General features: G+C 70.6%; 19 protein-coding genes. 15 read left to right on the top strand and 4 right to left on the bottom strand.

Annotated features, from left to right (window positions below):
* Positions 1 to 173: 173 nt before the first annotated feature.
* The 3 genes from ACIBVP_RS31000 to ACIBVP_RS30990 are packed head-to-tail and all read left to right on the top strand — an operon-like array spanning position 174 to position 3,321.
* Positions 174 to 1,421: an NAD(P)/FAD-dependent oxidoreductase gene (locus ACIBVP_RS31000; protein ID WP_396109921.1), complete on the top strand. Its 1,248-nt coding sequence runs from the start codon at positions 174 to 176 to the stop codon at positions 1,419 to 1,421.
* Positions 1,418 to 2,128, top strand: coding sequence for a DUF1365 domain-containing protein (locus ACIBVP_RS30995; RefSeq protein WP_396109920.1), 711 nt, complete (start codon positions 1,418 to 1,420; stop codon positions 2,126 to 2,128). Before ACIBVP_RS31000 ends, ACIBVP_RS30995 begins: the two co-directional genes overlap by 4 nt.
* Complete coding sequence (locus ACIBVP_RS30990) at positions 2,125 to 3,321, top strand: class I SAM-dependent methyltransferase (RefSeq protein WP_396109919.1); 1,197 nt, start codon at positions 2,125 to 2,127, stop codon at positions 3,319 to 3,321. Before ACIBVP_RS30995 ends, ACIBVP_RS30990 begins: the two co-directional genes overlap by 4 nt.
* A 7-nt stretch (positions 3,322 to 3,328) precedes the next feature.
* Here the strand turns inward: ACIBVP_RS30990 and ACIBVP_RS30985 are convergent, their stop codons facing one another.
* The 3 genes from ACIBVP_RS30985 to ACIBVP_RS30975 all read right to left on the bottom strand — a co-directional run bounded on the left by ACIBVP_RS30985 (position 3,329) and on the right by ACIBVP_RS30975 (position 5,501).
* The gene (locus tag ACIBVP_RS30985; RefSeq protein ID WP_396109918.1) at positions 3,329 to 3,640 is read right to left on the bottom strand and encodes a DUF202 domain-containing protein; all 312 of its coding nucleotides are present in this window, start codon (positions 3,638 to 3,640) and stop codon (positions 3,329 to 3,331) included.
* A 644-nt stretch (positions 3,641 to 4,284) separates the two neighbouring features.
* Positions 4,285 to 4,650: a YidH family protein gene (locus tag ACIBVP_RS30980; protein WP_396109917.1), complete on the bottom strand. Its 366-nt coding sequence runs from the start codon at positions 4,648 to 4,650 to the stop codon at positions 4,285 to 4,287.
* Positions 4,647 to 5,501, bottom strand: coding sequence for an SMP-30/gluconolactonase/LRE family protein (locus ACIBVP_RS30975; RefSeq protein ID WP_396109916.1), 855 nt, complete (start codon positions 5,499 to 5,501; stop codon positions 4,647 to 4,649). The genes ACIBVP_RS30980 and ACIBVP_RS30975 overlap by 4 nt, the downstream gene beginning before the upstream one ends.
* A gap of 84 nt (positions 5,502 to 5,585) precedes the next feature.
* Here ACIBVP_RS30975 and ACIBVP_RS30970 point away from each other — a divergent pair, with 84 nt between their 5' ends.
* The 3 genes from ACIBVP_RS30970 to ACIBVP_RS30960 all read left to right on the top strand — a co-directional run bounded on the left by ACIBVP_RS30970 (position 5,586) and on the right by ACIBVP_RS30960 (position 10,785).
* Positions 5,586 to 7,262, top strand: coding sequence for a BTAD domain-containing putative transcriptional regulator (locus ACIBVP_RS30970; protein ID WP_396109915.1), 1,677 nt, complete (start codon positions 5,586 to 5,588; stop codon positions 7,260 to 7,262).
* Positions 7,263 to 7,267: 5 nt separating this feature from the next.
* Positions 7,268 to 8,260, top strand: a complete 993-nt coding sequence (locus ACIBVP_RS30965) for a LacI family DNA-binding transcriptional regulator (RefSeq protein WP_396109914.1) — start codon at positions 7,268 to 7,270, stop codon at positions 8,258 to 8,260.
* A 335-nt stretch (positions 8,261 to 8,595) separates the two neighbouring features.
* Positions 8,596 to 10,785 (top strand): discoidin domain-containing protein, encoded by a 2,190-nt coding sequence (locus ACIBVP_RS30960; RefSeq protein WP_396109913.1) that lies wholly within the window; start codon positions 8,596 to 8,598, stop codon positions 10,783 to 10,785.
* Positions 10,786 to 10,790: 5 nt separating this feature from the next.
* On the opposite strand, the gene ACIBVP_RS30955 is transcribed toward ACIBVP_RS30960, so the two are convergent.
* Positions 10,791 to 12,020 (bottom strand): ROK family protein, encoded by a 1,230-nt coding sequence (locus tag ACIBVP_RS30955; protein ID WP_396109912.1) that lies wholly within the window; start codon positions 12,018 to 12,020, stop codon positions 10,791 to 10,793.
* Between the two features lie 203 nt (positions 12,021 to 12,223).
* On the opposite strand from ACIBVP_RS30955, the gene ACIBVP_RS30950 reads away from it, so the two are divergent.
* From ACIBVP_RS30950 to ACIBVP_RS30910, 9 genes are all read left to right on the top strand, one after another.
* Positions 12,224 to 13,891, top strand: a complete 1,668-nt coding sequence (locus ACIBVP_RS30950; protein ID WP_396109911.1) for an ABC transporter substrate-binding protein — start codon at positions 12,224 to 12,226, stop codon at positions 13,889 to 13,891.
* A gap of 4 nt (positions 13,892 to 13,895) precedes the next feature.
* Entirely contained in the window at positions 13,896 to 14,930 is a 1,035-nt protein-coding gene (locus ACIBVP_RS30945; RefSeq protein WP_396109910.1) for an ABC transporter ATP-binding protein, read from the top strand.
* Position 14,931: 1 nt separating this feature from the next.
* On the top strand, positions 14,932 to 15,912 hold the full coding sequence (locus tag ACIBVP_RS30940; protein ID WP_396109909.1) for an ABC transporter permease: 981 nt from the start codon (positions 14,932 to 14,934) through the stop codon (positions 15,910 to 15,912).
* Between the two features lie 3 nt (positions 15,913 to 15,915).
* Positions 15,916 to 16,872 (top strand): ABC transporter permease, encoded by a 957-nt coding sequence (locus tag ACIBVP_RS30935; protein ID WP_396109908.1) that lies wholly within the window; start codon positions 15,916 to 15,918, stop codon positions 16,870 to 16,872.
* Positions 16,865 to 17,866 (top strand): ABC transporter ATP-binding protein, encoded by a 1,002-nt coding sequence (locus ACIBVP_RS30930; RefSeq protein WP_396109907.1) that lies wholly within the window; start codon positions 16,865 to 16,867, stop codon positions 17,864 to 17,866. Before ACIBVP_RS30935 ends, ACIBVP_RS30930 begins: the two co-directional genes overlap by 8 nt.
* Before the next feature lie 11 nt (positions 17,867 to 17,877).
* Positions 17,878 to 19,305: a GH1 family beta-glucosidase gene (locus ACIBVP_RS30925; RefSeq protein WP_396109906.1), complete on the top strand. Its 1,428-nt coding sequence runs from the start codon at positions 17,878 to 17,880 to the stop codon at positions 19,303 to 19,305.
* Positions 19,306 to 19,407: 102 nt separating this feature from the next.
* Positions 19,408 to 19,704, top strand: a complete 297-nt coding sequence (locus tag ACIBVP_RS30920) for a hypothetical protein (protein ID WP_396109905.1) — start codon at positions 19,408 to 19,410, stop codon at positions 19,702 to 19,704.
* Complete coding sequence (locus ACIBVP_RS30915; RefSeq protein WP_396109904.1) at positions 19,691 to 21,082, top strand: sensor histidine kinase; 1,392 nt, start codon at positions 19,691 to 19,693, stop codon at positions 21,080 to 21,082. Before ACIBVP_RS30920 ends, ACIBVP_RS30915 begins: the two co-directional genes overlap by 14 nt.
* Positions 21,067 to 21,729, top strand: a complete 663-nt coding sequence (locus ACIBVP_RS30910) for a response regulator transcription factor (protein ID WP_396109903.1) — start codon at positions 21,067 to 21,069, stop codon at positions 21,727 to 21,729. Before ACIBVP_RS30915 ends, ACIBVP_RS30910 begins: the two co-directional genes overlap by 16 nt.
* Positions 21,730 to 21,759: the final 30 nt, after the last annotated feature.

Here is a 21,759-nt window from a genome sequence, read left to right as displayed (position 1 = left end):
AGCGCCGTTACAAGTCTCGCCCAGAGTTGTCACGGAAGCGCGAAAAATATCACGTCGGCCGTCGTACGCCGAAATATCCACGGCCCGGCCTGTTCTCGTCGAAGGCGAGCGCGCCGCCCGAGGGTCCGCGGATTGGACGCAAGCCGGACGCCGTGGTGCGCCGAATGAGGGGCATGACTACGGAGAGGGTTGCCGTCATCGGGTCCGGTGTCGCCGGTCTGACCGCCGCCTACCTGCTGCAACGCCGCTACGACGTGCTGCTGTTCGAGGCCGCGCCCAGGCTGGGCGGCCATGCGCACACCCACGACATGCCGACGCGCGACGGCACGGTGGCCGTCGACAGCGGGTTCATCGTCCACAACGAGCGCACCTACCCGAACCTGCTGCGCCTGTTCGGCGAGCTGGGGGTGCGGACCCAGGACTCCGAGATGTCGATGAGCGTGCGCTGCCTCGGCTGTGGGCTGGAGTACGCGGGCGCGCGGCGGCTCCCCGGCCTGTTCGCGCGGCCGCGCAACGCCGTGCAGCCCCGCTACCTGCGGATGCTTGCCGAGATCGTCCGGTTTCACCGGCACGCGCGGCGGGTACTGGTGGAAGGCGGGGAGGAGGTCACGTTGGGCGCGTTCGCCGCCGGGTACTCCCGTTACTTCACCGAGCACTTCCTGCTGCCGATGGTGTCGGCGGTGTGGTCGGCGCCGGAGGAGGTGAGCCGCGCCTACCCCGTGCGGTACCTGTTCCGTTTCCTCGCCCACCACGGGCTGCTGTCGGTCGGCGGCTCCCCCACCTGGCGGACCGTGGTCGGCGGGTCCCGCGAGTACGTCGAGCGTGCCGCGAAGGACCTGACGGCGGTGCGCGTCGGCACGCCGGTGCGTGCGCTGCACCGCACACCGGACGCGGTGGTGGTCCGTGACGACGGCGACGAGACGCACACCGTGGACCGGGTGGTGGTGGCGACGCACGCCGACGAGGCGCTCGGGCTGCTGGCGGACCCGACGCCGGAGGAGAAGCGGGTCCTGGGTGCGTTCACGTACTCGCGCAACGAGACCTTGCTGCACTCCGACGAGTCGCTGCTGCCGGCGGCCCGCGGTGCGCGTGCGTCGTGGAACTACCTGAAGCCCGCCTGCCGCGGCGGCGAGAAGGTTCTGGTGAGCTACGACATGAACCGCCTCATGCGGCTGGGTGAGCCGCGCCCGTACGTGGTGACGCTGAACGCGACCGACCGGGTCGACCCGTCGTCGGTGCTCGCGACCATGACCTACGAGCATCCCGTCTACACGCCGGAGTCCGTTGCGGCGCAACAGTTCCTGCCCAACCTGACAACTGTCAGGACCACGTACGCGGGCGCCTACCACGGCTGGGGGTTTCACGAGGACGGCTGCGCGTCGGGGGTGCGGGCGGCGGCCGCGTTCGGGGTGACCTGGTGATCCTGTACTCGGCGAACCTGACACACGTCAGGTACCGGGCGTCGACCCGACGTTTCACGCACCGGCTGCGGCTGTGGCTGGTCGATGTCGACGACCTGCCGGTGTCGTCGCCGCTGTCCCGGCTGGTGTCGTTCCGCGCCGCCGACCACGTCGGCGCGCCGGACCGGTCGATCCGCGCGAACCTGACCGCGTGGCTCGCGACGCGGGGGGTCCCGGCGCCGGGGCGGGTGCTGATGCTGACGGCGCCGAGGTCGTTGGGCTACGTGTTCAACCCGCTGACCGTGTACTGGTGTGAGGACGACGGGGGCGCACCGCTGTGCGTGGTGGCGGAGGTGCACAACACGTACGGCGAGCGGCACTGTTACCTGCTGCGGCCCGACGAGCGGTGGCACGCGGAGACGGACAAGGAGTTCTACGTGTCGCCGTTCTTCGAGGTGTCGGGCCGCTACCGGATGCGGCTGCCACCGCCGGACGACCGGTTGGCCCTGACGATCACGTTGCGGCAGGACGACGAGCCTGCGTTCACGGCGACCCTGGTCGGCCGCCGTGTGGGCCCGGCCACCCCGCGACGGATGCTCGGGTACGCGTTTTCCCTTGCGCCGCAACGAGTGCGGTTCCTGATCCAACGGCATGGCATCGCGCTGTGGTTGCGCAAGCTCCCGGTGGTGCCGCGTGCTCCCCACGTTCCACAGGAGGGTGTGCAGTGACCACAACCATCGAAACCCTCCCGGCGGCACCGCCCCGCTCACCGTTCCGGGCATGGGCGGCGGAACGCGTCTTCCGGTACGCGGTGCGGGACCTGCCGGTCACCGTGTCCTTCCCGGACGGCTCCAGACTCGGCCGGGGCGGCCCGGAGCTGCGGATCGTCCGCCCGTCGGCGTTCTTCCACCGGCTCGGCGCACAGGCGAACATCGGCTTCGGCGAGGCGTACATGGCGGGCGACTGGACGGCCGACGACCCGGCCGCGGCGCTGACCCCGTTCGCCGCCCGGATGGCGACGCTCGTGCCCGCGCCACTCCAGGTGCTGCGCCGCTGGGTGGACGCGCGCCGCCCGGCGGCGGAACGCAACACCCCGGACGGCGCGCGGGCGAACATCCACCGCCACTACGACCTGTCCAACGAGCTGTTCGAGGCGTTCCTGGACGAGTCGATGACGTACTCGTCGGCGTGGTTCGAGCCGGGCGACGACCTGCACGCGGCGCAACTGCGCAAGATCGACGGCATCCTGGACTACGCGGGCGTCCGGGCGGGCAGCCGGGTGCTGGAGATCGGCACGGGCTGGGGCGCGCTGGCGATCCGAGCGGCCCAGCGGGGTGCGACGGTGACGTCGCTGACGATCTCCGTGGAGCAGCGGAGACTGGCGGAGGAACGCGCGGCGGCGGCGGGCGTGGCCGACAGGGTGACGGTCTCGCTGACGGACTACCGCGACGCGGGCGGCACGTACGACGCGGTGGTGTCGGTGGAGATGATCGAGGCGGTGGGCGAGGAGTTCTGGCCGGCGTACTTCGCGACGCTGGCAAGGGTCCTGGCCCCGGGCGGCCGCGTCGGCCTGCAGGCGATCACGATGCCCCACGACCGGCTGATGGTGACGAGGCGGTCGCACAACTGGATCCAGAAGTACATCTTCCCGGGCGGCGTGCTGTTGTCGGTGCCGGTGATCGAGGAGCAGGCGGCGCGGGTGGGACTGCGGGTCGTGCGACGCAGAAGCCTGGGGCCGCACTACGCGCGAACGCTGGCCCAGTGGCGTGCCCGTTTCGAGGCGGCCCGCGAGCAGGTGGCGGCGCTGGGCTTCGACGAGGTGTTCGGGCGGTTGTGGGAGTTCTACCTGGCGTACTCGGAGGCGGGGTTCCGTTCGCGGTACCTGGACGTGTGGCAGTTCGGCCTCCGCGCGGCCGGGTGAGCGTTCGTCACAGCAGGATCAACAGGAGCGCGAGCCCGCCCACCGTGCCCACGGCGACCGTGAGCACCAGTGCGGGCACGGCGAAGTCGACGGACCGGCGTTCCTCGAGCCGCCGGGCCGCACGCAGGTAGCGCGCGTGCGACCACCCGACCACCCCGACGGCGAGGAGAGCGGAGGCGAGCGCGGCCCCGACAGCCCAGGCCTCGTCGCGGACGATGGCCAACCGCCCGGCGAGCAACGCGCACGCGGCGAGCCCGAGCGCGGTGCGCACCCAGGCGAGGGAGGTCCGCTCGTTCTGCACACCGGGCGGCTCAGTCACCAGCACCTCCCGCAACCGTCGCTCCCCCGAACTGTCGGCCCACCAAGGTAAGCTTGAAATCGGGGGAACCCCTGGGGCCGCACGAATGGACCGTTCGTACGCCACCCGCCGCCCGCGGCCGTGCCGCACCGGCTCAGCCCCGAACGCATCTCGCCACCCCGCCCAACTCCCGCCCTGCGAGCACCGGAAATGTCGGTCCCCCACGGTAAAGTCGAAACCGGGGGACCCCCAGGCGAGCGAATGGACCGTTCGTTCGGTCTCCCAGGCCACCGACCGAGGACACCGCTGCGGCGGGCGAGCGCACCGGGAATGTCGGTGCCCCACGGTAGAATGAAAACCGGGGGTCCCCCGGGTCGAACGAATGGACCGTTCGTACGACTCCCAGATCGTGCCCGTGGATGCCGGAATCGTCGGTCCTCCAAGGTAAGTTGGAACTGGGGGTCCCCAGCCGAGCGAATGGACCGTTCGCGCGGTGCCGCGCCACCGCGCCCTTGCCAACGACCGCCAAACGCCTCTCGCGTGCCGACCCAGGGGTCGTGCCGCGGACACCGGAAATGTCGGTGCCCCACCGTAGAATGAGAACCGGGGGTCCCCCGGGCGAACGAATGGACCGTTCGTACGGGGGACGTCGCGGGTGGGCCGGGTCAACGCAGATTGGCCACCACCAGCAGCACGAACACCACCAACGCGACCGCGGCTATCCCGTACGACAACCATGGCGCCAATTTCGGTGGCGGCAACGGTTTCCGCTCCCGCATGGCTTCCTCGCTGCGCAACCAACGCCGGAACGCCGCCCCGCTGATCCCCACCCCCGCCAGCACCAGCAGCGCCGCCAGCACCTGCCGCAACCCCGGCACCGCCAGCGGTGGCGCGAACGCCTCCAGCCCGATCCCCGCGGCCAGCAGCGCCAGCGCGGTACGGATCCACGCGAGAAAGGTCCTCTCGTTCGCGAAACTGAACCTCGGATCCGGGTCCGAGCCCCGCGCACGCAGCCGCGACGCCCACCTCACCCTGCCCACTCCCCCGCCGGCAGACCCGCAACCCCCGCGTCCACCGCGAACAACGACCCCGCCGCCGGCTGGTCCGCGACATCCGCCAACCCCACCCGCGCCGTCGTGATGTACAGCGTCGACAACGTGGGCCCGCCGAACGCGCACGACGTCACCCGCTGCGCGGGCACCTCCACCGTAGCCAGCAACCGGCCGTCCGGCGCGTACCGGCGCACCGCCCAGCCGTCCCACAACGCCACCCACAGACAACCGTCGGCGTCGACGGTCATGCCGTCCGGCCAGCCGCGGTCGATGTCGACGATCCGGCGCCGCCGGGACAGCGCGCCCGTCGACGGTGCGTGGTCGAACGCGTCGACGCCGCCGGTCTGCGTGTCGATGTAGTACATGGTCGTCCCGTCCGGCGACCACGCCAGACCGTTCGAACAGGACACTCCGGTCACCATCGTGTGCAGTGACCGGTCCGGGTCCAGCCGGTACAGCGCGCACGCCCCGTGCGGGTCGTCCAGCATCGTGCCCGCCCAGAACCGGCCCCACGGGTCGGCCTTGCCGTCGTTGCACCGGCCGCCGGGCGGGTCGGTGTCCACGGCGTGCAGCAACGTCCGCCGCCCGCCGTCCTCCAGGCACGTGTACAGGCCGGTCGTCGTCGCGATCACCAGCCCGCCCGCGGCACGCACCGCGACCGTGCCGACGTCCTCGCCGACCTCGAAGAACGTGTCCACCCCCGTCGCCGGGTCGAACCGGTGCACCCGGCCCCGCAGGATGTCCACCCATCGCAGGCACGAGCTGCGGGCATCCCAGACCGGGCCCTCCGCGAGCAGCGCCTCCGCTGCCAGCACCACATCGACGATCACAAGCAGGACCGTACCCGGGACCGCGTGTTAGCGAGTTGTTAGCGCCCTCTCCGAGCATGGGTTCCGCTTGGGGAGGTTCATGCCATGGAGACGTACGAAGGCATCCGGTATCGCCTGCTGGGTCCGGTCGAGCTGTACCACGGCGGGTCCGCCGTCGACCTGTCGTCGACGAAGATCCGGTTGATGCTCACCGCGCTGGCGCTCGCGCCGAACACGGTGGTGTCGTTCGCGGCGCTCGGCGAGGTCCTGTGGGAGAGCGGTCCACCGGCGTCCGCCCGGTCCAACGTCCGCACCTACGCGACCGCGCTGCGCCGCGCGCTCGACCACGGATCCCGCAACCGCCTCGTCTCCAAGGGCGGCGGCTACCTGCTCGCCACCGCGCCCGAGGAACTGGACGTGCACGTCTTCGGCCGCCTCGCGGAGATCGGCCGGAGAGCGCTCTCCGACGGTGAGGCCGCGTCCGCCCGTACCCACCTGCGCCAGGCGCTCGGGCTGTGGCGTGGCCACCCCGGCGAGGGACTCCCACCTCGGAGAGCGCTCTCCGGGCACCTCGACGCGCTCGCCGAGCAGCGCCTCCTCGCCGAGGAGGACCTGATGGAGGCGGAGCTGGCCGTCGGCAGGCACGCCGAACAGGTCGGCGTCGCACGCAGGCTCGTCAGCGACCACCCGCTGCGCGAACGCTGCTGGGCGGCGCTGATGATCGCGCTCTACCGCAGCGGGGACGTCGCGGCGGCGCTGGAGGCGTTCACCGAGGCCAGGAAACGCCTGGTCGAGGGGCTCGGCCTGGAACCGGGGCCGCGGTTGCAGCAGCTGCACGCCGCGATGCTGAACCGGGACAGCGCTCTCCTCGCACAGCCGACCGCGACCGCGCCGGTCTCCGCGGGCAGCCGTTGCCAGCTGCCGCACCAGGCGCCGCTGGTGGACCGCGGCGAGGAGGTGCGGTCGGTCGTGACGTCCGCCTGCGACGCCACGACGGGCCCGCAGGTCGTCGTCGTGCACGGACCGTCCGGCGCGGGCAAGTCGGCGGTGGCGCTGCTGGCCGCGCACCAGGCGGCGTGGCACTTCCCGGACGGGCAGCTGTACGTGGACCTCGCGAGCGCGGGCCTGTCCGCGGAGACCGCCGCGCGCTGGCGCGAGTCGCTGGCCGGAAAGCGCTCTCTCGTCGTGATCGACCACTGCACGACCGCCGCGCAGCTGCGGCCGCTGCTGGTGTCGGAGCCGGGCTGCGCGTTCGTGGTGACGGCCGACTCACCGCTCGCGGCGGTGGACGCCACCGCCCGCGTGGCCGTCGAGCGGCTGAGCCCGGCGGCCGCGGTCGCGATGCTGAGCAGGCTCGTCGGTCGGGCACGGCTCGTGTCGGAGCGGCACGCCCGTGACCTCGTGGCCCGCTGCGACCACCTGCCGCTGGCGATCCGCGCCGTCGCGGCGGTACTGATCCAGAGCCCAGGTCTGCGCATCGAGGACCTCGCGCCGCGACTGCACGACCGCGACCTGCTCGACGAACTGGCGGTCGACGACCTCGACCCGAGGGCGCGGCTGCTGGGCCGCTACCGCGAGCTGACCGCGTCGGATCCCACGGCCGCCACGGCGTTCCGGCACCTCGGCGGCGGCATGCCGGTCGCGGACCTGCCACCGCACCTGGCGAGGCGGCTGGTCGAGTACGGCCTGCTCGAGGACGGCCGCATCGGCCTGTTCGCGAAGCTCGTCGCGGCGGAGCTGACCGAACAGGACACGGAAGCGAACGTCGTGAACGTATCCTGACCTGCATGCGCGTGACGATCGCCGAGGTCGCGAGAAGAGCGAGGGTCAGCAAGACGACGGTGTCGCGCGTGCTCAACAACAAGGGCGACGTGGACGCGGCCACCGCCATCCGGGTGCGCGAGGTCATCGCGGCGACCGGCTACACGCCGAGCGCGGGCGCGGTCGGCCTCGCGCGCGGGCGCACGCAGACCGTCGGCATGCTGGTGCCCGGGCTGACGTGGCCGTGGATGGGTGACGTGCTGCAGGGCGTGTCCGATGTGCTGGAGGCGCGCGGGTACGGCCTGCTGCTGCACACCGTCAACCGCGGCGAGCAGTCGATCACGCAGTTCCGGCGGCACGTGTCCGCGAACGCGTTCGACGGGTTGCTGCTGGTCGAGCCGCCGGACACGCTGTCGTACATCACGAGCCTGCACGAGAACGGTCTCCCGGTGGTCATGATCGACGACCGCGGCCACCACCCCGGCTTCCCGTCGGTCGCGACGAGCAACGACACCGGCGCGTCCGACGCGGCCGCTCACCTGCTGGCACTGGGCCGCCGCCGGCTCGCCATGGTGACCGGCCCGTCGGAGTTCGGCTGCACCCGCGACCGCGCGACGGGTTTCCGCGAGACGGCGGGCCCGTCGTGCGACCCGGCCTTGGTGGTGGAGGGCGACTTCACGAGGGGCGGCGGCCAGGCGGCGATCGAGGAGCTGCTGGCGCGGGACGTGTCGTTCGACGGGGTGTTCGCGCACAACGACCTGATGGCGGTCGGCGTGCTGGACGGTCTGCGCGCGGCCGGGAGGGACGTGCCCGGGGACGTGGCGGTGATCGGCTTCGACGACATCTCGATCGCCGAGCACACCCAGCCCGCGCTGACGACGGTGCGCCAGCCGTCCCGGGAGATGGGTGAGGCGGCGGCGACCATGTTGCTGGCCCACCTGTCCGGGGAGACGCCGCCGGAGAAACCGCTGGTGGTGCCCACGTCGCTGGTGGTCCGGGAGAGCGCCCCGGCCGTCTGACCCGCGCCGGGGCGGCCGCCGGCCCCCCGATTTCCAGCGTACGGCCCGGCACCGACAGTCCCGGCTCGGCAGGCTCGGGTTGTCCACAGCCGGTGCGGCCATCCCCAACCCGGCGCGACGACGGCCGTTCCCGTCGGTGCCCCTCACTACGCTGGATTCCGGGGGCCGGAGGCCGCCCACCGGGACCGATCCGAGCGCTCCCCCATTCGACGCCTTGACTGACCTGCTGAACCGATTGTTGAATGCATCACAGGTTCGGAACCGGTTCCGGTACCGGTTCCGAACCGCCGTCCGATCCATCCCCTGCACGCTTCTGGATCGAAACAGGTACGCCCATGAAACGCATCCTCGCCGCCGCGACAACGATGTTCGCGGCCGCGGCCCTTCTCACGGTTCCCCAGGTCCAGGCCGCGCCACTGGCCTGTGGCACCACCAACGTGGCGCAGGGCAAGACCGCCACCGCCTCCTCGGTCGAAAACGCCGGGACGCCCGCCTCGGCCGCTGTCGACGGGAACACGTCCACCCGCTGGTCCAGCGCCTTCTCCGACCCGCAGTGGCTGCAGGTCGACCTCGGCTCCTCCCGGCAGATCTGCCGCGTCGGGTTGAACTGGGAGACCGCCTACGCGCGCTCGTTCCAGCTCCAGGTCTCCGACAACGCCGCCACCTGGACCACGATCTACTCGACGACCACCGGCACCGGAGGCAACCAGGCGCTGGACGTCACCGGCACCGGGCGCTACCTGCGCGTCACCGGGACCGCCAGGGCCACCCAGTGGGGTTACTCGCTGTGGGAGCTGTCGGTCAACACCGACAACGGCGGCACCTCGATCCCGCCGACCGACCCGCGCAACCCGAACCTCGGGCCGAACACGTTCGTCTTCGACCCCTCGACGCCGCAGTCGACCATCCAATCACGGTTGAACAGCATCGCGGCCGAGATGAGGACCAACCAGTTCGGCACGCAGCGGTACGCCGTCCTGTTCAAGCCCGGCTCCTACAACGCCGACGTCGACCTGCGCTTCTACACGCAGGTCGCCGGGCTCGGGTTGCTGCCGGATCAGGTGAACCTCAACGGACACGTGCGGGTGGAGGCCGACTGGCTCCAGCAGGGCGACAACCCGAACAACCTCGGCAACGCCACCCAGAACTTCTGGCGCTCCGCCGAGAACCTCTCGGTCACCCTCCCCAGTGGACAGATCGAGCGGTGGGCGGTCTCGCAGGCGGCGCCGTACCGGCGGATGCACCTGCGCGGCCAGGTCCAGCTCTGGAACGGCGGCGACGGCTGGGCGTCCGGCGGTCTGATCGCCGACTCGCGGATCGACGGGGTCGTCGAGTCCGGGTCGCAGCAACAGTTCTTCACCCGCAACAGCGACCTGCGCGGCGGCTGGTCCGGCTCCGTCTGGAACATGGTGTTCACCGGCTCCACCGGCACGCCGCCGCAGCACTTCCCGAACCCGTCGCACACGGTCGTCGACACCACGCCGAAGATCCGCGAGAAGCCGTTCCTGTATGTCGACGGCACCGGCGAGTACCGCGTCTTCGTCCCCGCCCTCCGCGAGAACACCCGCGGCACGTCATGGGCGAGCGGCAACCCCGCAGGCACGTCGATCTCCCTCGCGGACTTCTACGTCGTGCAGGTGGGCACCCCCGCCGCCACGATCAACGCCGCGCTCGCACAGGGCAGGCACCTGCTGTTCACGCCCGGCATCCACCACCTCGACGACACGATCCGGGTCACCAACCCGAACACCGTCGTGCTGGGGATCGGGCTCGCCACGCTCACACCTGACACCGGTCAGGCAGCGATCACGGTGGCCGACGTGGACGGTGTGAAGCTCGCGGGCCTGCTGATCGACGCGGGTCCGACGAACTCGCCGGTGCTCGCGGAGATCGGGCCGGCCGGGTCGAGCGCGAGCCACGCGGCGAACCCGACGTCCCTGCACGACGTGTTCTTCCGCGTCGGCGGCCAGCACGCGGGCAAGGCGACGGTGTCCTTGCGCATCAACAGCAAGGACGTGATCGGCGACCACATGTGGCTGTGGCGCGGCGACCACGGCACCGGCATCGGGTGGAACGTGAACACCGCGCAGAACGGCCTGGTCGTCAACGGCGACAACGTGATCATGTACGGGCTGTTCGTCGAGCACTACCAGCAGTACAACACCATCTGGAACGGCAACAACGGCCGGACGTACTTCTACCAGAACGAGATGCCCTACGACCCGCCGAGCAACGCCGCGTGGGGCTCCAGCGGCGGCGGCTCGCTCGGCTGGGCCTCCTACAAGGTGGCCGACTCGGTGACGAACCACGAGGCGTGGGGTGTCGGGTCGTACTGCTTCTTCAACACCAACCCGTCGGTCGTCGCGAGCCGTGGCTTCGAGGCGCCCAACCGAACGGGTGTCAGGTTCCACGGTCTGGTCACGGTGTCACTGGGCGGCGTGGGCACGATCAACCGCGTCATCAACGACACGGGCGAGGTCGCGAACCAGCCGCACCAGGTGAGCTACGTGGCCAACTATCCGTGATCCGACTACAGCGCGGACGCCTGGGGACGGACTCGCGGGTCCGTCCCCAGGCTCAGCAGCGCCTCAACCGGCAGGGTGGCCGCGCCGACGGCCACCGCGTCCGGGCCGAGCTCACAGAGGACGATCGAGGTCTGCTCGTAGGCGTGCCGCAGGGCGTGGGCGGCCGTGGCGGTGCGGATCTCGGGCAGCAGCCGCGCACCCAGCGCCATGCCCGCCCACCCGCCGAGCACGATCCGCTCCGGGTTGAACAGGTTAACGAGGTTAGCGATGCCGGCACCGAGGTAGCCGACGGTCTCCTCCACGACGGCCGCCGCGATGTCGGAACGGTCCACCGAGGACAGCAGGAAGTCCAGTTGGGACTGTTCGTCGGTACGCGGGATCGCCTTGCCGCCACGGGCTTTCCGGAACCGGTCGAGGATCCCCTCGGCGCCAACGTACGCCTCGAGGCAGCCCATCGCCCCACACCGGCACAGGCGGCCACCGTAGGACAGCGTGGTGTGCCCCCACTCCCCCGCGCTGCTCGTCGCGCCCCGGTACGTCGTGCCGTCGGTGATCACCGTGGCTCCTATCCCGGACCCGATCAACGCGATCACCGCGTGCCGGGCGCCGCGCCCGGCGCCGAACCACATCTCCGCCTGCCCCTGCGTCTTCGCGCCGTTCTCCACGAACACGGGCACCGTGATCCCGTGGTGATGAACCAGATCCGCGAGCGCGACCCCGTCCCACCCGATGGTCTGGGCGTGCACGCGGATCGTGTCGCCCTGCTCGACCGTGCCCGGCACGCCGATGCCGACGCCCAGCAGCGACGACTCCGCCACCCCGGCCTCCGCGAGCAGCGCGCCGAAGCCCGCCGCGATGATCTCACCGACCAGCGCGACGTCCGGTTGCGGGCTTGCCAGCGGCCGGTCGACCGTGGCGAGGCGGGTCATCGACAGGTCGAACAGCTCCATGGTCACGCCGGTCTCGCCCACGTCGATGCCGACCACGTGCCCGTACGCGGGGTTGACCCGCAGGAGCACGCGGGGGCGGCCGCCGTCCGACTCGACCAGCCCGGCCTCGATCACCAGGCCGTCGTCGATCATCTCGCCGACCACGTTGCTCACGGTCGCCGCCGAGAGACCCGTCAGGCCGCCCAGCTCGTGCCGGGAGAGCGGTCCCTCGAAGAAGAGCGTGGACAGCAGCGTCGACCGGTTGCGCCTGCGCAGGTCACGGACCGTCGCACGTCTCGGCTGCATGGGCACCGTCCTCTCCCGACCTGGTCGCGTCAGCCTAACGAGCCAGCACGATAGTTCATGCGCAGACTTTATTCGCGTCTTTAAATAAGGCTAAGTTCGTTACCTGTCCGTTATTGACGTGACCCGGCTCACCCGGTTGACTCCGAGCCAACAGGCAGCGTGCACGCTCGCGATCCCTTTCCCCGACAAAGGAGTCCGGTTCCATGCGACTCAGGCGAAAGGCCGTGGCGGTCGCCGCGGCGTTACTGCTCACCGCCGGTCTGGCGGCCTGTGGCGATGGCAAGACGGGCGGCGGCGGCAACGCCGGCGGTGTGCTGAACATCGGCATGCCCAACGGCCCGCAGACGGAGAACCACAACCCGTTCCTGCCGTCCAGCTCGAGCAGCTCGCTGGGCTACCGCTGGGCGCTCTACGAGCCGCTCGTCATGACCAACCAGGTCAAGCCGGCCGAGGAGGGCAAGCCCTGGCTCGCGAGCGAGTGGACGTGGTCGGACAACTACCGCAAGCTCGAGCTGACCATCCGCGACAACGCGAAGTGGTCCGACGGGCGGCCGCTGACCGGCGCGGACGTCGCCTACACGTTCACGCTGCTGAAGAACACCCCGGCGCTGAACATCAACGCCATCCCCTACGCCGACGCGACCGCCAACGGCAACAAGGTGACCGTGACCTTCACGAACTCGCAGTTCGTGAACCAGATGGACATCCTCACCCAGACCCCGATGGTGCCCGAGCACCTGTGGTCGAAGATGGCCGACCCGGCCACCGACACCGTGAAGGACCCCGTCGGCTCCGGCCCGTACACGCTCAAGTCGTTCACGCCGCAGACCGTCACGCTGACCGTGCGCGACGCGTACTGGCAGGACCTGCCGCAGGTCAAGGAGCTGCGCTACACGTCGTACAACGACAACAACGCGCAGACCACCGCCCTCGCGAACGGCTCGTCGGAGTGGGCGTTCACGTTCATCTCCAACTACAAGGCCGTCTACGTCGACAAGAACCCGGAGCACCACAAGCTGTGGTTCCCGCCGGTGCTGGCCGCGCACGGCCTGTTCCTCAACACCGAGCTGAAGCCGTTCGACGATCCGGTCCTGCGTCGCGCGATGAACATGGTGATCAACCGCAACGACGTGTTCATGCAGGGCGAGGCGGGCTACTTCTACCCGGAGATCAAGAACGTCACGGGCATCCCGACCCCGGCCGGTGACGCGTTCCTCGCCGACGAGTTCAAGGGCCAGGAGTTCACGGTCGACGTCGAGGGCGCGAAGAAGCTCCTGACGGACAACGGGTACACCTACCAGGGCGAGACGCTGCTCGACAAGACGGGCAAGCCGGTCAAGCTCACGATGTCGAACCCGGCCGGCTGGTCGGACTACATCACCACGCTGGAGATCCTGAAGGACAACTTCTCCGACATCGGCATCGCGGCCACCGTCGACAAGGCCAACCAGGACACCTGGACCACCAACGTCGACACCGGCCAGTTCGAGGCCGCCATGCACTGGACCAACAACGGCGCCACCCCGTACGACCTCTACCAGTCCATCATGGACGGTGCGCTGTACAAGCCGGCCGGCACGTCCGGTGTGAACGGCAACTGGGGCCGGTTCCGCAACGCCGACGCGACCGAGGCGCTCAACCAGTACGCCAACGCCGCCGACGAGCAGGTCCGCAAGGAGGCGATGGACGAGCTGCAGCGGATCTACGTCGAGCAGGCGCCCGTCCTGATCACCGGCGCGGCCAACGCGGGTGGTGAGTACAGCACCAAGAACTGGGTCGGCTGGCCCGACGAGAACGACCAGTACGCGCCCGCCCAGCCGACGCAGCCGAACGCGCTCGACATCATCCTGCACCTGAAGCCGGCCTCGTGACCTCATGACGGCGAGCACAAAGCCCACCGCCCCCAGTGCCACCGACGTGGTGCTGGAGGCGGTGGGCCTCACCAAGCACTTCCCGATCCGCCGCAGGCTGCGGACGCTGTTCGCGCCGCGGCGGGCGGTCCACGCCGTCGAGCACGTCGACTTCGTGCTGCGCGAGGGCCGGGTCACCGCGATGGTCGGCGAGTCGGGGTCCGGCAAGTCGACCGTGGCACGGCTGATGGCGCAGCTCATCCACCAGACCGACGGCCAGGTCCTGTTGCACGGCGAACCGGTGCGGGCCAGGGGCCGCCGGTTCCGCGCCTACTGCCGCCGTGTCCAGATGGTGTTCCAGGACCCGTTCGCGTCGCTGAACCCGGTCCACACCGTGCGCTACCACCTCACGCGCGCGCTGAGGATCCACGGCAGCGACACCACGGCCGAGGAGCTGCTCACGCGGGTGGCACTGACGCCGCCCGAACGGTTCCTCGCGAAGTTCCCGCACGAGCTGTCCGGCGGGCAGCGGCAGCGGGTCGCGATCGCCCGCGCGCTCGCGGCCGGCCCGGAGGCGCTGCTCGCCGACGAACCGGTGTCCATGTTGGACGTGTCGATCCGGCTCGGCGTGCTGAACCTGTTGCGGGACCTGCGGGACCGGCTCAACCTCGCGATCCTGTACATCACGCACGACATCGCGTCGGCGCGGTACTTCGCCGACGAGGTACTGGTGATGTACGCGGGGCAGGTCGTCGAGGGCGGCAGCGGCGAGGCGGTGACGCAGCACGCCGCGCACCCGTACACGCGGCTGCTGATCGCGTCCGCACCCGACCCGGACCGGATCGCGGGCGCGGAGACGGAGGTCGCGGACGTGGGTGGCGGCGAGCCGCCGAGCCTGATCGAGCCGCCCACGGGGTGCCGGTTCCACCCGCGCTGCCCCCACGCGATGGCACGGTGCCGGGTCGAGGCGCCGCCCCGGCTGGCCGTGGAGTCCAACGGCGACGGTCCGCACTGGGCGGCGTGCTGGCTGTACGACAAGAACACGGTGGAGGGAACCTGACATGGGTTATCTCCTGCGCCGCATCGGGTTCTACGTGTTCACCGCGTGGGCCGCGATCACCATCAACTTCTTCCTGCCGAGGCTCATCCCGGGCGACCCGGTCCAGGCGCTGATCGCCCGCTCACGCGGCCAGCTCGACGCGAACGCGATCCAGTCGCTGTACATCCTCTTCGGGCTGGACACCGACAGGAGCATCGTCGAGCAGTACGTCGACTACCTGGGCCAGCTGTTCCGCGGCGATCTCGGCCTGTCGTTCACGTTCTTCCCGACCCCGGTGTCCGAGGTGCTGTCCGACTCGCTGCCGTGGACGCTCGGGCTGGTCGGCCTGACGACCGTCATCTCCTTCCTGCTCGGCACGTTCATGGGCGTGCTCGCCGGCTGGTGGCGCGGCTCGTGGGCGGACATGCTGATGCCGGTGACGACGTTCCTGTCGTCCATCCCCTACTTCTGGCTCGGCCTCATCGCGATCACGCTGCTCGCCGACGCGGGCGGTCCCTTCCCGTCGTCAGGTGGCTACGACCCCGGCGTCGTGCCCAGCTGGGACATGGACTTCGTGTGGAGCGCGGTCTACCACAGCCTCCTGCCCGCGATCACGATCCTGATCTCGTCGATAAGCGGCTGGGTCCTGTCGATGCGCAACATGATGCTGACGGTCTCCTCCGAGGACTACATCACCGTCGCGCACGCCAAGGGCCTCTCCGAGCGCCGCGTGATGATCGGCTACGCGGCACGCAACGCGCTGCTGCCGAACGTGTCCGGGTTCGCGCTCTCCCTCGGCCTGATCGTCGGCGGCACCCTGCTGGTGGAGATCGTGTTCTCCTACCCCGGCGTCGGGTTCCAGCTGTTCCAGGCGGTCGGCGCGAAGGACTACCCGCTGGTGCAGGGCATCTTCCTGATCATCACGCTGTCGGTGCTGGTCGCGAACCTGTTCGCGGACCTGATCTACCTCCTGCTGGACCCGCGCACCAGGAAGGAGGGCTGAGCCGTGGCACTGCCCACCGCGGACGTCATGACGGCCGTCCCGCCCGCCGCTCCGGTCAGGCGCCGCCGCTCCCGGTTCCTCGGCAACCGCAAGGCCCGCGCCGGGATGGCCATCTTCGGTTTCTTCTGCCTGCTCGCGATCTTCGGGCCGGTGCTCGCGCCCTACGACCCCGGCGAACGCGGCGAAGCGCTGCTGGTCTCCCCCAACGGCGACCACTGGTTCGGCACCACCCACCTCGGCCAGGACCTGTTCAGCCAGATGCTCGACGGCTCCCGCAGCGTCATGCTCGTCGGGATCGTCGCCGGCGTCGTCGCGACGGTGCTGGCCGTGCTGATCGGCGTGACCTCCGGTTACCTGACAGGTGTCAGCTCCGAGGGGCTGTCCGCGTTGTCGAACGTGTTCCTGGTGATCCCGGCGCTGCCGCTGATCCTGATCATCACGCTGTCGCTGCCGGACACCGACGACATGACGATCGCGCTGGTCATCGGGTGCACGTCCTGGGCGTGGGGCGCCCGCGTGCTGCGTGCGCAGACGCTGTCGCTGCGGCGGCGGGACTACGTCGAGGCGGCCCGCGCGACCGGCGAGTCGACGTGGCGGATCATCGGGTTCGAGATCCTGCCGAACCTGACCGCCGTCATCGCGGCGAGCTTCATCGGCACGGTGATCTTCGCGGTGCTGTCGGAGATCACGCTCGCGTTCATCGGCGTGCCCGGGGTGTCCGAGTGGAACTGGGGCGCGATCCTGTTCTGGGCGCAGAGCCAGCAGGCGCTCGCGCAGGGCGCGTGGTGGTGGTTCGTGCCGCCGGGCGTCGCGATCGCGTTGCTCGGCACCGGGTTGGCGCTGCTGAACTTCGGCATCGACGAGTACGTCAACCCGCGGCTGCGCACCAGCAGCACGGTCCGCGGCGTGAAGATGCGGGTCGGTTTCACGCCCGTGGTGAAGGGGGCGGGCAATGACTGAGCCCGTGCTGGAGATCAGGAACCTGAACGTGCACTACGGCCTCGGCGACGAGGCCGTGCACGCGGTCCGGGACGTCAGCCTCACGCTCCACCGCGGCGAGGTCCTCGGCCTGGCGGGCGAGAGCGGCAGCGGGAAGTCCACCCTGGCGTACGGGATGCTGCGGCTCCTGCCGCCGCCGGGCGTGATCACCGGCGGGCAGGTGCTGTACCACCCACGCGACGGCGAACCCATGGACCTGATGACACTGTCGACCGCGAAGCTGCGCCGCTTCCGCTGGTCGGAGATCTCGATCGTGTTCCAGGGCGCGATGAACTCGCTCAACCCCGTGCACACGATCGCCGCCCAGCTGTGCGACGTGATCGCCGCGCACGAGCCGAGGACCAGCCGGGCCGCGCAACGTGCCCGCGCGAAGGACCTGCTGAAGCTCGTCGGCATCAACGCCGACCGGCTGGGTAGCTACCCGCACCAGCTCTCCGGCGGCATGCGCCAGCGCGTGATGATCGCGATGGCGCTCGCGCTGGAGCCGCGCGTGGTGGTGATGGACGAGCCGACCACCGCGCTGGACGTGGTGATGCAGCGGCAGATCCTCGCCCAGCTGGTCGAGCTGCGGGAACGGATCGGGTTCTCGGTCCTGTTCATCACGCACGACCTGTCGCTGCTGGTCGAGTTCTCCGACCGGATCGCGATCATGTACGGCGGCAGCATCGTCGAAGCCGCACCCGCGCACGACCTCTACCGGGAGTCGCTGCACCCGTACAGCGACGGCCTGCTGCACTCGTTCCCGGCGTTGCGGGGGCCGCGCCGGGAGCTGACCGGCATCCCCGGCTCGCCGCCGGACCTGCGTGCGATGCCGTCGGGGTGTGCGTTCCATCCCCGCTGTCCCCAGGCGTTCGAGCCGTGCGCCGACCGGTCGCCGACCCTGTCGGCGCCCGAGGATGCGAGCAACCGGACGGTGGCCTGCTGGCTGCATTCGGTGGAGAAGGTCAACACCTGAGATTACGGAGGATGGATCTCTTGGATACCACGGTGGCACGGGGGGATGGGACAGACGTCGAGGCAGAGGCGGAGCTGATCGCGAGCCTGCCGTCGGACTTCCGGTGGGGGGTGGCGACCTCCGCCTACCAGATCGAGGGGGCCTACGACGAGGACGGCCGTGGTGTGTCCATCTGGGACACCTACTGCCGCACACCGGGCATGGTGGAGGGCGGCGAGAACGGTGACGTGGCGTGCGACCACTACCACCGGATGCCGCAGGACGTGGCGCTGATCTCCTCGCTGGGCGTGGACGTGTACCGGTTCTCCGTGGCGTGGCCCCGGATCCAGGCGGACGGCACCGGCCCGGCGAACGAGAAGGGGCTCGCGTTCTACGACCGGCTCGTCGACGAGCTGCTGCGCACGGGCATCGACCCGTGGGTCACGCTCTACCACTGGGACCTGCCGCAGGCCCTGGAGGACAAGGGTGGCTGGCCGGAGCGGGACACCGCGTACCGGTTCGCCGACTACGCGATGCTGGTGTTCGACCGGCTGTCCGACCGCGTCCGCACCTGGACCACGCTCAACGAGCCGTGGTGCTCGGCGATGCTCGGCTACTACGAGGGCCGCCAGGCCCCCGGGCGGCAGAACTTCGCCGACGCCATGGACGCCGTGCACCACCTGCTGCTCGGCCACGGCCTGGCCGCACAGCGGATGCGGGCTGCCGCGACCGAGCCGATCGAGCTGGGCATCACCCTGAACATGGGCACCGCGATGGCGGCGTCGGAGAGCCTCGCCGACCAGGAGGCGGCGCGGCGGGCCGACGGTCTCGGTGCCCGCGTCTACCTCGACCCGCTGCTGCGCGGCCAGTACCCGGGCGACATCGTCGACGACCTGTCCGTACGCGGGATCAAGCTGCCGGTGGTCGACGGCGACCTCGCGATCATCAGCGAGCCCATCGACGTGCTCGGCGTGAACTACTACTCGTCCCACCGCTTCACCGGTGTCGACGCCGCGGGCCGCACCGAGGACGACGATGGCAACCCGATCACGGTGAACGTGCCGCTCGGCCGCCCCGTGACCGCGATGGACTGGGAGATCGTGCCGGAGGGCTTCACCGAGCTGCTCGTGCGGCTGTCGCGGGAGTACCCCGGCACCCCGCTGGTGATCACCGAGAACGGTGCCGCGTTCGACGACGAGCCGGACCCGTCCGGGTACGTCGCCGACCACGACCGCACCGGCTACCTGTCGTCGCACCTCGCGGCGGTGGCGGCGGCCCGGCAGCAGGGCGCGGACGTGCGCGGCTACTTCGCGTGGTCGCTGATGGACAACTTCGAGTGGTCGTACGGCTACGCGAAGCGTTTCGGGCTGGTGCACGTGGACTACGAGACCCAGGTGCGGACCCCGAAGCAGAGCGCCCTCTGGTACCGGGACACGATCCGGCGGGCCAAGGGCAGCTGATCGCGTGCGGGTGGCTCGCCGACGCACGGTGAGCCACCCGCATGAAGAAACTCTCATCTTCTCCTCACCTGGGCGCGTCCGTCGCGCCCCGACAGTGGGGACATGCGGTTCACCTCCCGGACGGTGGTGCTGACAGCGGCGGTGTGCCTGCCGCTGGGTGCCGCGCTGGCCAGCTACGTGCTGGCCGGGGACCCGCAGGCGCCGACGGTCCCCTCGGTCGTCCGCATCGGCGAGGAGAACCCGGCGCCACCGGCCACCACCACGACCCCACCGACGACCACGACAGCGCCGCCGAGGACGACCGCGAAACCCCCGCCCGCCACCACCGTCGTGCCGCACGTGCCACCGGTCCACGGTGACGACGACGACGATGACGGTGGCGGCGATGACGACGACTGAGCGCCGCCGTGCCGTCCCCGCCCGTGTGCGGATCATGTGCTGGCTCTTGCTGTTGATGGCGGTGGTGCTGGCCGCGGTCTGCCTCGTCACCCGCAACCTGCTCCGCCAGCAGGCGCACGACCACGTCAGCTCGGCGCTCCAGCAGGAGGCGCAGGAGTTCACCGAGGTCGCGAAGGGCGGGGTGGACGAGCGGAACCAGCGCTTCGACAGCGCCGAGGCCCTGCTGGTCCACCACCTCGCCCGGCAGTTCCCGGACGACGACGAGATCCTCGTCGGCTGGGTCCCCCGCGACGGCGGCACGACACTGCGCCAGGAAGGCGGCGGAGCACTCGACGCGGCCGTGCTCGACCGCATCCTCGCGACCCCGTTCGCGTCCGGTGTGGACAGCCGGGTGCACTGGGCGAAGGTCGTCGTGGAGGAAGGGGACGGCGGGCGTGGCGTGTTCGTCATCGGCTACCTCGTCGACCGCGACCTGGCCGAAGTGGACGCCACGGTCCGCACGCTCGCCTACGTCTGCCTCGCCGGGCTCGTGTTCGCCGGTGTCGCCGCGTGGGTCGTGGCCGGGCAGATCCTCGCGCCCGTCCGGCTGGTCCGCCAGACCGCCGCGCAGATCACCGAACAGGACCTCACCCGCCGCATCCCCGTGCACGGCAAGGACGACATCGCCGCGTTGGCCGAGCAGTTCAACGCCATGCTCGACCGCCTGGAGCAGGCGTTCGCGACACAGCGGCGGTTCCTCGACGACGCGAGCCACGAGCTGCGCACACCGATCACGATCGTCCGCGGCCACCTCGAGCTGGCCGAGCCCGACGACCTCCCGTCGGTCGTGCGGATCTGCACCGACGAGCTGGACCGCATGGCCCGCATAGTCGACGACCTGCTGCTGCTCGCGAAGGCCGAACGGTCCGACTTCGTGCGGCCACAACCGGTGGAGCTGGCCGAGCTGACCAGCGACGTCGACGCGAAGGTCCGCGCGCTCGGCGACCGGGACTGGCGCCTCGACGGCATCGGCACCGGCACCGTCCACGTCGACCCACAGCGCGTCACGCAGGCCGTGGTGGCGCTCGCGCACAACGCCGTGCAGCACACCCGCGACGGCGACCGGGTGCTGGTCGGGTCCGCGTTGCGGGACGGGCGGGTGTCGTTCTGGGTCACCGACACCGGGCCGGGCGTACCGGAAGCGGACCGGGAGGCGATCTTCGATCGGTTCCAGCGCGGCAGCACTCCCGGACACCGCGGCGGCGCCGGCCTGGGGCTTGCGATCGTGCGCGCGATCGCGGAGGCGCATCATGGACGGGTCGTACTGCTCTCCACGCCGGGCGAGGGCGCCACGTTCGGCATCGAGCTACCGTCAGGAGAACCGTGCACCGCATACTGATCGCCGAGGACGAGGAACGCATCGCGTCGTTCGTCCGCAAAGGACTGTCCGCCAACGGGTTCACGACCACCGTGGTGTCCGACGGCCGCGGCGCGATCGACCACGCGTGCGCGGGCGGGACCGACCTGCTGATCCTCGACCTCGGCCTGCCCGACATGGACGGGTTCGCCGTGCTGCGCGCCATCCGAGACGCCCGCGTGGCCATCCCCGTGATCATCCTGACCGCACGCGACTCCGTGCGGGACACGGTGGCCGGGCTGGAGGGCGGCGCGGACGACTACGTTACCAAGCCGTTCCGGTTCGAGGAGCTGCTCGCCCGGGTCCGGTTGCGGCTGCGTGGCTCCGACCACGCCGTCGAACCGACCGTGCTCGCCGCCGAGGGCCTGTCGCTGGACCTGCGCACCCGCCGCGCCCGCGTCGGTGACCAGACGGTCGACCTGACCGCACGCGAGTTCACGTTGCTGGAGCTGTTCCTGCGGCACCCGGGGCAGGTGCTGTCGCGTGAGCAGATCCTGTCGCACGTGTGGGGGTACGACTTCGACCCCGGCTCCAACATCGTCGACGTGTACGTGCGGGCGCTGCGCCGCAAGCTCGGCGCGGACCGGATCACCACCGTGCGTGGCATGGGGTACGCGGTCGGCAGGTGAAAGCCTCTTCATCGACGACTCAGGTTGGTG

Origin of the sequence: Actinophytocola sp. NPDC049390, from assembly GCF_044466355.1 — a bacterium.
Taxonomy (GTDB): Bacteria; Actinomycetota; Actinomycetes; order Mycobacteriales; family Pseudonocardiaceae; genus Actinophytocola.
The sequence above is the reverse complement of the archived record's forward strand: the minus strand, read 5'-3'. Positions and strand labels throughout refer to the sequence as shown.